The following is a 12,610-nucleotide window of genomic DNA, read 5'->3' as shown; positions in this document are numbered from 1 at the left end:
CGGCTGTCGCGCCCGCCGAGCCCCGTGGGCGGAAATTGGCACGTACGAGTGACAGTGAACAGAAAAAAGCAGGCCGTGACGGAGTTCCGTCACGGCCTGCTCACGCTCAACTACCGGAAGTTCAGGCTTCCTTGGCCCGCGCGTGCAGCCCCTTGGCCTTCGCGGCCGTCGCGCCGCCCTCGGCGGTCACCGTCTCCACCGTCACGTCGTGGTCGGGTACGGCTTCGCCCGAGCGGATCAGGTCGATACGGCCCATGACCTTGGCGCGCAGGTCGACCGGCACGTCGTCCTGGCCGCAGCAGCGCTTCACCAGCTTCTTGACCGCCTGCTCAAGGCCGTACTTCTCCAGGCACGGGGAGCACTCCTCGAAGTGCGTCTCGAACTTGGTGCAGTCGCTGTCCGGCATCTCGTGATCCAGGAACTCATAGAGATGGTCCAGGACTTCACTGCAATCCGTCTCGTGCGGCTCTCCGCAGCTCATGAGCCTGAGCCTTTCGCTTCGTTCGACGACTCTGACGCGGCTCCGGCGGGGACGAGGCCGCGGTCACGGGCGTAGTCCTCGAGCATGCCGCGAAGCTGGCGACGGCCGCGGTGCAACCGGGACATCACCGTACCGATGGGTGTCCCCATAATGTCCGCGATCTCCTTGTACGCAAAGCCCTCCACGTCGGCCAGATAGACGGCGATGCGGAATTCCTCGGGGATCGCCTGCAGCGCCGACTTCACGTCGGAGTCGGGCAGGTGGTCGAGCGCCTGCGACTCGGCCGAGCGCAGACCGGTGGACATGTGCGACTCGGCACGCGCGAGCTGCCAGTCCTCGATCTCCTCGGCGGCGCTGCGCTGGGGCTCGCGCTGCTTCTTGCGGTACGAGTTGATGAACGTGTTGGTGAGGATGCGGTACAGCCACGCCTTGAGGTTGGTGCCCTCACGGAACTGGTGGAACGACGCGTACGCCTTGGCGTAGGTCTCCTGCACCAGGTCCTCCGCGTCCGCCGGGTTGCGCGTCATGCGCAGCGCCGCGGAGTACATCTGGTCGAGGAAGCCCAGAGCGTCCCGCTCGAAGCGGGCGGTGCGCTCCGCCGACGTCTCAGCGCTTGCGTCGGGTCGCTCCGCCTGGCCGTGCTCGGCCCCTGCGTCGGTCCCTGTGACCGGACCCACCTCCTCCAAAGACGTGGTGAGACCGAAAGCAGCCCCACTCGAATCGGAGGATAGACGACGATCCGGTCCCGCCGCCGCCCGAATAGGAGCGGTCTTGGGCGCGCTCAGCACCGTCCATTCCAGGTCAGGGGCGCTGGAGCGGGCCGGGCAGATGGTCGAACCCATGCGGCGGACTTCCTCTCGTACCTACAGCGTTTGGCGTCTGTTCGGCACAACAGAGGTCACCCGGCCAACATTCCCGTCCATCGGATGACGCCATCCGTGATGCGCGTCATGGCCTCGGCCTCGGTGATGTCCGCCTTTTTGGGAATAGCGAAGCCATGATCACCGAAGGGCACCTCGACCAGTTCGTACGGCCCGTCAGGGAACTCGGCGGGCTTCCCGAAGGGGTCGTTGCCGCCCTGTACGACGAGGGTCGGCACCCCGGCGCCGAGCAGTTCGTCGGCCCGGGACTTCTCCGGCTTGCCCGGCGGGTGCAGCGGAAAGCTCAGGGCGAGGACGGCTGCGGCGCCCAGCTCGGTGGCGGTACGGCACGCGACGCGGGCCCCGGCGCTGCGACCGCCCGCGATCACCGGGAGGCCGGGCTTGGCGAGCGCGGGCCAGAGGCCGCGCCACCCCATGTCAAGGGTCTTCGGCGCGGGCGCCAGTTTCTTGCCCGCGACGCGCCAGGGCTGCTCCACGAGGGCGACGGTGACGCCGTGCGCGGGCAGGGCGGCGGCGATGGCCCGCAGGTCACGGGCCTCGATGCCGCCGCCTGCGCCGTGGCTCAGGGCGAGCACGAGGCGGGCCTTGGTCTTCGGGACGGCCGGGTGCCAGGTGATGCGTGCGTCACCCGCGTCAGTCGCGACCGTCTCGCTCTTCGTCATGTGCTGGGTCACATCAGAAGAGTGTGCCCTCCTCGGGCCCCTGAAGCTCCTTCAGCAGCTCCGGACCGTTGTTGCGTACGTTGCTGACCGCCGTCGACACCGGGAAGGCCCGCATCAGGCCGTGCGGCGGCGGCTCCAGGAGCGGGCGCAGGTCCTCGACGTCGGTGCGCGAGGGGTCGAGCCAGGCGTCCCAGCGGTCCGGCGTGAGCATCAGGGGCATCCGGGGGTGGATGTCGGCCAGCGTGCGCGGGCCTTCCTCGGGCGCGACCGCGAGGGGCGAGGTCTCCGCCTCCGTGGTGATCACCGTGCACGTCACCCACCAGGCCAGAGGGTGCTCGTCCGGCAGCGTCTTGTCGCGCCAGAACTCGTAGAGGCCCGCCATCGCGAAGACCGAGCCGTCGGCGGGGGTGACGAAGTACGGCTGCTTGCGGGGGCGCTTCTTCTTGCCCTCGACTTCCAGCTCGCGCTCGCCGGAGCCGGTCACCCACTCGTAATAGCCGTCGGCCGGGATGACGCAGCGGCGGGAGGTGAAGGCCCTGCGGTAGGAGGGCTTCTCGTGCACGGTCTCCGCGCGGGCGTTGATCATCCGGGCGCCGCCCTCGGGCGTCTTCGACCAGGACGGCACGAGGCCCCACTTGAGCGTGCGCAGTTGGCGAACCGGGCGAGGGTCCTCGGCGTCTTTCACGGGACGGTCCAGGACCGCGTAGACCTCCTTGGTGGGGGCCACGTTGAAATCGGGGGCGAGCGCCTCTCCCGGCTCCCACTTCTCGATCTCAAAGGTTGCCGCGAGATCCTCGGGCCTACGACTCGATGCATACCGTCCGCACATACGTGCCAGACTGCCAGACCCCGTACGACCAGAGGAGCCGGTCCCGACAATGGCCAGAGCAATGGAAGCCACCGCGAACGCCAGCCTGACCGACCTCTGGGACCGGGTCTTCGGCACGCAGGCCGCCCCCGACGAGTGGCTGGTGATCGCCACCGGCGTCGTCGCGCTCGCGGTCGTCCTGCCGCACGGCGTCTGGCGCGTGGCCCGTAACGCCATCACCATCGCGCACGAGGGCGGCCACGGCCTGATCGCCCTGCTCACCGGGCGCCGACTCGACGGCATCCGGCTGCACTCGGACACCAGCGGCCTCACCGTCTCCCGCGGCAAGCCCACCGGTCTCGGCATGATCCTCACGGCGGCCTCGGGCTACACCGCGCCGCCCCTGCTCGGCCTCGGCGGCGCCGCGCTGCTCGCCGCCGGCCACATCACCGCGTTCCTGTGGATCGCGACGGCGTTGCTCATAGTGATGCTGGTCATGATCCGCAACGCGTACGGCGCCCTCACCGTGATCATCACCGGCGGCACCTTCCTGCTCGTCTCCTGGCTGACCAGCTCGCAGGTGCAGGCGGCGTTCGCGTACGCGGTGGTGTGGTTCCTGCTCCTGGGAGGCGTACGTCCCGCCTTCGAGCTGCAGTCCAAGCGCAGGCGCGGCGGCGCGGGCGACTCGGACGCGGACCAGCTGTCCCGGCTCACGCATGTCCCGGCGGGGATGTGGCTCTTCCTCTTCCACGCCGTCTCACTGTGCTCGCTGATAGGCGGCGGACGCTGGCTGCTCGGCCTCTGAGCCTCTGAGCAGCACCGACTGCGCCGTAACCCTGAGCCACTAAAGTGATGGGCATGACCGTTAACCCAGCGCACGACACCCTCTGGCCAGCCCCGCACGCGAGCGGAGCCGTCGCCGCGACGGTCCATGTGCCCGGGTCCAAATCGGTCACCAACCGCGGGCTCGTCCTGGCCGCCCTCGCCGCCGAGCCGGGCTGGCTGCGCCGCCCGCTGCGCTCGCGCGACACCCTCCTGATGGCGGGCGCCCTGCGTGCACTCGGTGTCGGCATCGAGGAGGGCATCGGCCCCGACGGCTCCGGCGAGGCCTGGCGGATCATCCCCTCGGGGCTGCACGGCCCCGCCACGGTCGACGTCGGCAACGCCGGTACGGTCATGCGTTTCCTGCCCCCGGTCGCGGCCCTCGCCGACGGCGCGATCCGCTTCGACGGCGACCCCCGTTCGTACGAGCGGCCCCTGAACGGCGTGATCGACGCCCTGCGCGCGCTCGGCGCCCGCATCGACGACGACAGCCGCGGCGCCCTGCCGCTGACGGTGCACGGCGGTGGCGCCCTCGACGGCGGCCCTGTCGAGATCGACGCCTCGTCGTCCTCCCAGTTCGTGAGCGCCCTGCTGCTCTCGGGCCCGCGCTTCAACCAGGGTGTGGAGGTACGTCACACCGGCTCCGCGCTGCCCTCCATGCCGCACATCCGGATGACCGTCGACATGCTCCGCGCGGTCGGCGCCCAGGTGGACACCCCGGAGTCGGGCGGCGAGCCGAACGTGTGGCGCGTCACCCCCGGTGCCCTGCTCGGCCGTGACCTGACCGTCGAGCCCGACCTCTCCAACGCCCAGCCGTTCCTGGCGGCGGCCCTGGTCACCGGCGGCCGTGTGACCATCCCCGACTGGCCCGAGCGCACCACGCAGCCCGGTGACAAGCTGCGGGAGATCTTCACCGAGATGGGTGGTTCCTGCGAACTGACCCCGCAGGGGCTCGTGTTCACCGGCTCCGGCTCGATCCACGGCATCGACGTGGACCTGAGCGAGGTCGGCGAGCTCACCCCCGGCATCGCGGCCGTCGCGGCCCTCGCGGACTCCCCCTCGACCCTGCGCGGCGTCGCCCATCTGCGACTGCACGAGACGGACCGCCTCGCGGCCCTCACCAAGGAGATCAACGGACTCGGCGGCGACGTCAGCGAGACCGCCGACGGACTGCACATCCGTCCGCGCCGCCTGCACGGCGGGGTCTTCCACACCTACGACGACCACCGCATGGCAACGGCGGGCGCCATCATCGGCCTCGCGGTCCAGGACGTACAGATCGAGAATGTCGCGACGACAGCGAAGACGCTGCCCGACTTCCCCGACCTCTGGACCGGAATGCTCGGGAACTGACGGGCGGATCTGGAACATGCGCCGCTACGGAAAGAACCCGGACGAGGACGACATCCCCTTCCGTCCCAACCGCAAGGGCAACCGCCCGCGCACACACATCAGGCCCAAGCACGAGGACGCGTCGGACGGCATGGTCCTCACCGTCGACCGGGGCCGCCTGACCGTCCTGGTCGACGACCGGATCATCATGGCCATGAAGGCCCGCGAACTGGGCCGCAAGGCCGCCGTGGTGGGCGACCAGGTCGCGCTCGTCGGTGATCTCTCCGGCAAGAAGGACACCCTCGCGCGCATCGTGCGCATCGAGCCGCGTACGTCGGTCCTTCGACGCACGGCCGACGACGACGACCCCTACGAGCGGGTCGTCGTCGCCAACGCCGACCAGCTCGCCATCGTCACCGCCCTCGCCGATCCGGAGCCGCGCCCGCGCCTCATCGACCGGTGCATCGTGGCGGCTTTCGACGGCGGTCTCAAGCCGATCCTCGTCCTGACGAAGTCCGATCTGGCGTCGGCCGACAAGATCCTGGAGACCTACTCCACGCTCGACGTGCCCTATGTCGTCACCAGCCGCGAGGAGTTCACCGACGGCGCGGAGCTCGCCCGGGTGCACGAACTGCTCGACGGCAAGATCACCGCGTTCGTCGGGCACTCCGGAGTGGGCAAGACGACGCTGGTCAACGCCCTCGTCCCCGAGGAGCGCCGGCGCAGCACCAGACACGTCAACGCCGTCACGGGCCGTGGCCGCCACACCACCACGTCGGCACTCGCGCTGCCGCTCGCGGGCTCCGGGGGCTGGGTGGTCGACACTCCCGGCGTCCGGTCCTTCGGCCTGCACCACGTGGACCCCTCCCGCGTCATCCTCGCCTTCCCCGATCTGGTGCCGGGGACGGAGGGGTGTCCGCGCGCGTGCAGCCACGACGAGCCGGACTGCGCGCTTGACGCCTGGGTCGCGGAGGGGCACGCGGACCCCGCGCGTCTTTACTCGCTGCGCAGGCTGCTCGCGACACGGGACCGGCACGACGGCGACTGACCTCGTCGTTGTTTGCGCGTCCGGCGAGGCGGCAAGGGCATAATCGCACCAAGCCTGCGTCAAGCCAGGCGAAGCGGTCACGGAACGTACGGATGCGGGAGGCAGATACATGGCGTGGCTGCTGGTCATCGTCGCGGGGTTCCTGGAGACCGGCTTCGCGGTCTGTCTGAAACTCTCGCACGGCTTCACCCGGCTCTGGCCGACCATCACCTTCGCGGCCTTCGCCCTGGGCAGCTTCGGTCTGCTCACCCTCGCGCTGCGCAAGCTCGACATCGGGCCCGCGTACGCCGTCTGGACGGGCATCGGTGCCGCGGGCACCGCGATCTACGGAATGGTCTTCCTCGGCGACGTGGTCTCCACGCTCAAGCTCGTCTCCATCTCGCTGGTGATCGTCGGCGTCATCGGCCTGCAGCTCTCGGGCTCCGCGCACTGAGCGACGTCTTCTCCGGGCGCGTCTCCTCAGGTGCTTGCCCAGTGCCCGATGACCCCGCGCACCAATTCGACGGGATCCTCACCCTGCGGTGAGGGAGCGATGACGTACGACAGAGCCATCCGCACGGCGCTCTCGCAGGCCATGGCGAGCTCCTGGGTGTCCTGCGGCCTGGCCCTGCCGTCCAGCGCGTTCACCGCCTTGTCCCGTACGAGGGCGAGCAGTTCGGCGGGCGAGGGGACCCCCGCGTCCGCGCGGCGCTGCGCCGGTACGGGTGAGGCGGAGACCCCCGGCCTGCTCGGTGCGGGCAGGCGTTCGCTCCAGCAGCCGGTGAGCATGGCCCGTACGACGTCGTTCCCGCGCGCGGCGCTGATCGTCCAGGCGCTCACGGCGGCCAGCCGGTCCGCCGGGCCGCCCTCCACGGTCAACGCCCGCTCCACGCCGTGCAGGTAGACGTCGGTCTCGCGCCGGAGCAGGGCGCGTGCGAGGCCGTCCTTGCTGCCGAACTCGTTGTAGAGGGTCTGGCGGGACACACCCGCGGTGGCCGCGACGTCAACCATGCGGACGCCGGGCCACGGTCGGCGGGCGAGCGCCGTACGGGCCGCGTCGAGTAAGCATTCCCGAGCTGCAGGCATCGTTGCCTCCATCGGCCGAAGCGGCTCTGCGGCCAGCGTTGACGTGCTCGGCAGCACTGTCAATAGCTCCGGCGCGAGGCCGCCCGGTATGCGTCATGTCCCGGAAAGGCCCGGACATACGGCGTTGTGGCTCAGGCAGAACGAGATCGATACTGTTCACTCATGCCCGACTACCACGATGATCTGCGCTTCGCCCATGTCCTTGCGGACGCCGCCGATGCCGCGACGATGGACCGGTTCAAGGCTCTCGACCTCAAGGTCGAGACCAAGCCGGACATGACGCCGGTGAGCGAGGCGGACAAAACGGCCGAGGAGCTGATCCGTTCGTCGCTGAAGCGCGGGCGGCCACGCGACGCGATCCTCGGCGAGGAGTTCGGCGTCGAGGGCACGGGGCCGCGCCGCTGGGTGGTCGACCCGATCGACGGCACCAAGAACTACGTACGCGGAGTCCCGGTCTGGGCCACGCTGATCGCGCTGATGGAGGCGGGTGAGGGCGGCTATCAGCCGGTGGTGGGTGTCGTGTCGGCGCCCGCGCTCGGCCGGCGCTGGTGGGCGGCGAAGGGCGGCGGCGCCTACACCGGGCGCAGCCTGACCTCCGCGACCCGGCTCCACGTCTCCAAGGTCTCCCGGCTGCAGGACGCCTCGTTCGCGTACTCCTCGCTCACGGGCTGGGACGAGCAGGGGCGCCTCGACGGGTTCATGGACCTGACGCGGGCGGTCTGGCGCACCCGTGGGTACGGCGACTTCTGGCCGTACATGATGGTCGCCGAGGGCTCGGTCGACATCTGCGCGGAGCCTGAGCTCTCGCTCTGGGACATGGCGGCGACCGCGATCGTGGTGACGGAGGCGGGCGGCACCTTCACCGGGCTCGACGGAACGCCGGGTCCGCACAGCGGCAACGCGGCGGCGTCGAACGGCCTGCTCCACGAAGAACTGCTCGGTTACCTCAACCAGCGCTACTGAGGGCGCACGCCCCGCGCGTGCACGCCCTGAACTGGCGCCGCGCGAACCCTTGTTGACGACCCGCATGGCTGCGACTCTGAGAGCTCCCCCACTTGTGAACTTGTGAATTGCTTCTCGTAGGCGATTCATCCTGGAGGTGGCTCAAGCCCATGCTCGTCCGCGACGCCATGAGCACGGTGGTCCTCACCATCGGCCCCGCCCACACCCTGCGCCGGGCGGCCCGGCTGATGTCGGCGCGCCGCGTCGGCGCGGCCGTCGTCCTCGACCCCGACACCTGCGGCCTCGGAATCCTGACCGAGCGCGACGTCCTCATCTCGGTGGGCCTCGGGCAGAACCCGGACCTGGAGACCGCCGGTACCCACACCACGACCGAGGTCGTCTTCGCCGCCCCGGCGTGGACCCTGGAGGAAGCGGCCGAGGCCATGGCGCACGGCGGCTTCCGGCACCTGATCGTGCTCGACGGCAACGAACCGGCCGGGATCGTCTCGGTCCGCGACATCATCCGCTGCTGGGCTCCGAGCCGGGCCCCGGTCCGGCAGCCCACGCCGACGCAGACGCTGACCGTCTGAGAGCAGTGCGGGCCGGACCCCCGAGGGGATCCGGCCCGCACCTTCTCTCTACGAGATATCAGCCGCGAAGGACCTTGACCGCGGCCTCAAGACGCTTGCCGAAGTCACCGTCCGCCTGACGGAAGTTGTTGATCGCGCGCTCGGCGATGTCGTCGCGCGAGACGCCCGCGATGTTGGCCGAGAGGTTCTCGATCAGACGCGCCTTCTCATCCTCGGACATCTTGCGGTAGAGGTCGCCCGCCTGTACGAAGTCGTTGTCCTCGGCGTGCGAGGGCGCCTCGTGGTTGCCCGTGCCGCCGGTGACGGGGGTGGTCACCCACAGCGGGCGGTCCGTCTGGAAGGGGCCGCCGAAGGAGTTCGGCTCGTAGTTCTTCGCACCCTTGTGGCGGCCGTCGTACAGCGCGCCGTCACGGGAGTTGGTGCGCGCCTCGGTGGCGTGCGGGCGGTTCACCGGCAGGTGGTCGGCATTGATGCCGACGCGGTAGCGGTGGGCGTCGCCGTACGCGAAGAGGCGGCCCTGGAGCATCTTGTCCGGGGAGGGACCGATGCCCGGCACGAAGTGGGCGGGGCTGAAGATGGACTGCTCGACCTCGGCGAAGATGTTCTCCGGGTTGCGGTTGAGCTCCAGCTTGCCGATCTCGATCGGCGGGTAGTCCGCGTGCGGCCACACCTTGGTGAGGTCGAACGGGTTGAAGCGGTACGTCGCCGCGTCGGCCGCCGGCATGATCTGCACCTGCACGGTCCAGGACGGGAACTCGCCGCGCTCGATGGCCTCGCGCAGGTCGCGCTGGTGGGAGTCGGCGTCGGCGCCCGCGAGGACGGCCGCGTCGGCGGCGGTGAGGTTCTTGATGCCCTGGTCGGTCTTGAAGTGGTACTTGACCCAGAAGACCTCGCCGGCCTCGTTGTTCCACTGGTACGTGTGCGAGCCGTACCCGTTCATGTGGCGCAGCGTCGCCGGGATGCCGCGGTCACCGAAGAGCCAGGTGACCTGGTGCGTCGACTCGGGGCTCAGGCTCCAGAAGTCCCACACGTTGTCGGCTTCCTGCGAACCCGTGTACGGGTCGCGCTTCTGCGTGTGGATGAAGTCGGGGAACTTGATGGCGTCCTTGATGAAGAAGACGGGGGTGTTGTTCCCGACCAGGTCGTAGTTCCCCTCCTCCGTGTAGAACTTCAGCGCGAAGCCACGGGGGTCGCGCACGGCGTCGGCGGAGCCGAGGTTGCCGGCGACGGTCGAGAAGCGGAGGAAGGTCTCCGTCTGCTTGCCGACCTCGGAGAGGAACTTCGCACGCGTCCACTGCGAGACGTCGCGGGTCAGCGTGAAGGTGCCGTACGCACCGGCGCCACGCGCGTGGACGATGCGCTCCGGGATGCGCTCGCGGTTGAAGTGCGCGAGCTTCTCCAGCAGCGCCTGGTCCTGGACCAGAACCGGGCCGCCGACACCAGCGGTCTCACTGTTCTGGTTGTCGGCTACCGGTGCGCCGGCCTCTGTGGTGAGCGGTCCCTGCGTCACGTGCGCCTCCTGCGTCATTACCTGCAAGTCCTGTCCTGCCCTTTGGCTTATGCGTGCCTCGGCTTATACGCGCCTTGGCCTACTGCCGAACTCGATCCTACAATGGACTTTGTCTAAGTCAAGCAGCCATCCAAAGTCACACCCGTTCGGAACTTGACCCCCTCTCCTGCTAGGCTGGTTCTCATGAGTGACCTGTTGGAACGACTGCGCGGACGCGGCTGGCGCATGACCGCGCAACGGCGCGTCGTGGCCGAGGTGCTCGACGGCGAACACGTCCACCTGACGGCTGACGAGGTGCACGCCCGCGCCGTGGACAAGCTGCCGGAGATCTCCCGGGCGACCGTCTACAACACCCTGGGCGAGCTGGTGACCCTCGGCGAGGTCCTTGAGGTCTCCACCGACCGCAGGGCCAAGCGGTACGACCCGAACGCCCACCGCCCTCACCAGCACCTGGTGTGCGCGCAGTGCGGCGCGATCCGGGACGTCCACCCCACGGGCAACCCCCTGATGAGCCTTCCCGACTCGGAGCGCTTCGGCTTCACGGTCGAGGGCGTCGAGGTCACATACCGAGGCACCTGCCCGAACTGCGCGGCGGCGTAGCACTCCCCCCGCAGCCCCGCACTCCCCCCTCGCATTCCGAAAACCCCCGACGCCCCCAGGCGCCGGGGGTTTTCGCTTGCCCTGTGCATTTCAGCCAGGGCGCACCCCCTTCCCCAATCTGACGGGTCGTCATATCGTCGGCGGCGCCCGATATTCGCCCGCCCTCCGCAAGGAGACCCCCGTGGGAGATCCGCACCCTCCGCACCCCAAACTCGAAGCCCACGCAGTGACAAGAACCTTCGGCCGCGGCGCCAAGGCCGTGGACGCGCTGGGCCCCGTCGACCTGGCCATCGCCCCAGGAGAATTCACCTGCGTAGTCGGCCCCTCCGGCTGCGGAAAGTCGACCCTGCTCCGCATAGCCGCAGGCCTCCTGCGGCCGAGCGCGGGGCAGCTGACGATCCGCACCGCGGACCCGCGCCCCGCCGCGATGATCTTCCAGGACTACGGCATCTACGACTGGAAGACCGTCCAGGCCAACGTCCGCTTCGGCCTCGACATCCAGAAGGTCCCCCGCCGCGAGGCGAACGCCCGTGCCACGGCCCTGCTGTCCCGCCTGGGCCTGGCGGACTTCGCCGACGCCTACCCCGCCACCCTCTCCGGCGGCATGCGCCAGCGCGTGGCCATCGCCCGCGCGCTGGCCGTGGAGCCCGAGATCCTGCTGATGGACGAGCCGTTCGCTGCCCTGGACGCCCAGCTCCGCACGATCCTCCAGGACGAACTCCTCGACCTCACCCAGACCACCCGCACCACCACCCTCTTCATCACCCACAGCCTCGAAGAGGCGATCGTGCTCGGCGACCGCGTCCTGGTCATGTCCGCGCGGCCGGGCCGCATCATCGCCGAACACCGCCCGCCGTTCCCCAGGCCCCGCACCGGCGACGTACGCGCGACACCCGAATTCACCGCACTCAAGGGCGAGTTGTGGGACCTGCTGCGAAGTGAAGTCACCCGCAAGGACGAGGCGGCCTTGGCATGACGACGGCCACCTCACCCAAGGCGCCCGAGGAACCCCAGGACGGCGGCGTCCTCGTACGCAAGCCAGGCCCCCAGGAACTCCATCCCACCCGCACCCACCGCAGGCGCCGCGCCCTGGAGACCGGCCTCGCGGTCGCCGTTCCGCTCGCCCTGGTCCTCCTGTGGCAGCTGGCCGCCACCCAGGGCTGGATCGACGACCGCGTCTATCCAGCACCCCAGACGATCATCGAGGACGGCTGGGAACGCGCGGCGGACGGCGAGCTGTGGCCCGATGTGTGGGCCACGCTCAAGCGCGTACTCGCCGGGTACGCGATCGGCACGGTCACCGGCTACGCGCTCGGCCTGCTCATGGGCTCGCTCTCTCTCGTACGCGCCGCACTCGAGCCGCTGCTCGACGCCCTGTACGTCGTACCGAAGCTGGCCCTGCTGCCCGTCTTCCTGAACATGTTCGGCCTCGGGGAGGGCCCGCAGATCGCGCTCGTGGCGGCCACCGTCTTCTTCTTCGTATGGATCTCGACGATGGCGGCGGTGCTCGCCGTACTGTCCGGGCACCGCGACGCGGGCCAGGTCTTCGGCGCCTCGCCGTGGCAGATGTTCCGCCACGTCCTGCTGCCCGCCTCGCTGCCCGCCGTGCTCGTCGGCGCGCGGATCGCGGCGGGCGTCGCGGTCCTGGTGATCGTCGCGTCGGAGCAGATCGCGGCGGCGGACGGCCTGGGCCATCTGATCTTCGACTCCCGGGCGCTGTTCCAGAACGACGTGATGTTCGTCGGCATCGTCTGTGTCGCCGTACTGGGCGTCGTCTTCTCCGAGCTGGTGCGGATCGCGGGCCGGCTGCTCACGCCCTGGGCCCCGCGCGACCGCGGCAGAAGCCAGTCATGACCTTCATGACCTTCC

The 12,610-nt window shown here is 69.8% G+C and carries 15 protein-coding genes; 9 read left to right on the top strand and 6 right to left on the bottom strand.

Annotation, left to right across the window (positions count from 1 at the left end; translation table 11 throughout):
- Nucleotides 1–121: 121 nt before the first annotated feature.
- From rsrA to ACGFX9_RS15990, 4 genes are all read right to left on the bottom strand, one after another.
- A complete protein-coding gene (gene rsrA / locus ACGFX9_RS16005) occupies nt 122–481 on the bottom strand; it encodes a mycothiol system anti-sigma-R factor (RefSeq protein ID WP_393471193.1) in 360 nt (119 codons plus the stop codon).
- Nucleotides 478–1,158 (bottom strand): sigma-70 family RNA polymerase sigma factor, encoded by a 681-nt coding sequence (locus ACGFX9_RS16000; protein ID WP_393471190.1) that lies wholly within the window; start codon nt 1,156–1,158, stop codon nt 478–480. Before ACGFX9_RS16000 ends, rsrA begins: the two co-directional genes overlap by 4 nt.
- Nucleotides 1,159–1,379: 221 nt before the next feature.
- Nucleotides 1,380–2,024, bottom strand: coding sequence for an alpha/beta family hydrolase (locus ACGFX9_RS15995; protein WP_393472437.1), 645 nt, complete (start codon nt 2,022–2,024; stop codon nt 1,380–1,382).
- A gap of 13 nt (nt 2,025–2,037) precedes the next feature.
- Complete coding sequence (locus tag ACGFX9_RS15990; RefSeq protein WP_393471187.1) at nt 2,038–2,853, bottom strand: SOS response-associated peptidase; 816 nt, start codon at nt 2,851–2,853, stop codon at nt 2,038–2,040.
- Nucleotides 2,854–2,914: 61 nt separating this feature from the next.
- On the opposite strand from ACGFX9_RS15990, the gene ACGFX9_RS15985 reads away from it, so the two are divergent.
- The 4 genes from ACGFX9_RS15985 (at nt 2,915) to ACGFX9_RS15970 (ending at nt 6,467) form a co-directional block, all read left to right on the top strand.
- On the top strand, nt 2,915–3,637 hold the full coding sequence (locus ACGFX9_RS15985; RefSeq protein ID WP_393472434.1) for a M50 family metallopeptidase: 723 nt from the start codon (nt 2,915–2,917) through the stop codon (nt 3,635–3,637).
- A 53-nt stretch (nt 3,638–3,690) separates the two neighbouring features.
- Complete coding sequence (gene aroA, locus ACGFX9_RS15980) at nt 3,691–5,007, top strand: 3-phosphoshikimate 1-carboxyvinyltransferase (RefSeq protein WP_393471184.1); 1,317 nt, start codon at nt 3,691–3,693, stop codon at nt 5,005–5,007.
- A 16-nt stretch (nt 5,008–5,023) separates the two neighbouring features.
- Nucleotides 5,024–6,034 carry a ribosome small subunit-dependent GTPase A gene (gene rsgA, locus ACGFX9_RS15975; protein WP_393471181.1) on the top strand — a complete coding sequence of 337 codons (1,011 nt, stop codon included), beginning with the start codon at nt 5,024–5,026 and terminating at the stop codon, nt 6,032–6,034.
- 109 nt (nt 6,035–6,143) lie between these two features.
- On the top strand, nt 6,144–6,467 hold the full coding sequence (locus tag ACGFX9_RS15970; protein ID WP_393471178.1) for a DMT family transporter: 324 nt from the start codon (nt 6,144–6,146) through the stop codon (nt 6,465–6,467).
- A 26-nt stretch (nt 6,468–6,493) separates the two neighbouring features.
- Here ACGFX9_RS15970 and ACGFX9_RS15965 read toward each other — a convergent pair whose 3' ends face one another.
- Entirely contained in the window at nt 6,494–7,099 is a 606-nt protein-coding gene (locus tag ACGFX9_RS15965; protein ID WP_393471175.1) for a TetR/AcrR family transcriptional regulator, read from the bottom strand.
- A 162-nt stretch (nt 7,100–7,261) separates the two neighbouring features.
- Between ACGFX9_RS15965 and hisN the strand changes: the two genes are divergently transcribed.
- Both hisN and ACGFX9_RS15955 read left to right on the top strand, forming a co-directional pair.
- Nucleotides 7,262–8,062 (top strand): histidinol-phosphatase, encoded by an 801-nt coding sequence (hisN, locus tag ACGFX9_RS15960; protein ID WP_393471172.1) that lies wholly within the window; start codon nt 7,262–7,264, stop codon nt 8,060–8,062.
- A 149-nt stretch (nt 8,063–8,211) separates the two neighbouring features.
- Nucleotides 8,212–8,631: a cyclic nucleotide-binding/CBS domain-containing protein gene (locus ACGFX9_RS15955; RefSeq protein ID WP_393471169.1), complete on the top strand. Its 420-nt coding sequence runs from the start codon at nt 8,212–8,214 to the stop codon at nt 8,629–8,631.
- 58 nt (nt 8,632–8,689) lie between these two features.
- Here ACGFX9_RS15955 and ACGFX9_RS15950 read toward each other — a convergent pair whose 3' ends face one another.
- A complete protein-coding gene (locus tag ACGFX9_RS15950) occupies nt 8,690–10,159 on the bottom strand; it encodes a catalase (protein WP_393471166.1) in 1,470 nt (489 codons plus the stop codon).
- A 165-nt stretch (nt 10,160–10,324) separates the two neighbouring features.
- Here ACGFX9_RS15950 and ACGFX9_RS15945 point away from each other — a divergent pair, with 165 nt between their 5' ends.
- The 3 genes from ACGFX9_RS15945 to ACGFX9_RS15935 all read left to right on the top strand — a co-directional run bounded on the left by ACGFX9_RS15945 (nt 10,325) and on the right by ACGFX9_RS15935 (nt 12,595).
- Complete coding sequence (locus ACGFX9_RS15945; RefSeq protein ID WP_393471163.1) at nt 10,325–10,741, top strand: Fur family transcriptional regulator; 417 nt, start codon at nt 10,325–10,327, stop codon at nt 10,739–10,741.
- A 181-nt stretch (nt 10,742–10,922) separates the two neighbouring features.
- Nucleotides 10,923–11,717, top strand: a complete 795-nt coding sequence (locus ACGFX9_RS15940) for an ABC transporter ATP-binding protein (RefSeq protein ID WP_393471160.1) — start codon at nt 10,923–10,925, stop codon at nt 11,715–11,717.
- On the top strand, nt 11,714–12,595 hold the full coding sequence (locus ACGFX9_RS15935; protein ID WP_393471157.1) for an ABC transporter permease: 882 nt from the start codon (nt 11,714–11,716) through the stop codon (nt 12,593–12,595). The genes ACGFX9_RS15940 and ACGFX9_RS15935 overlap by 4 nt, the downstream gene beginning before the upstream one ends.
- Nucleotides 12,596–12,610: the final 15 nt, after the last annotated feature.

It is taken from the genome of Streptomyces sp. NPDC048436, assembly GCF_043200355.1.
GTDB lineage: Bacteria > Actinomycetota > Actinomycetes > Streptomycetales > Streptomycetaceae > Streptomyces.
Note: the sequence above shows the minus strand (reverse complement) of the source record. Positions and strands in the feature narration are given on the sequence as shown.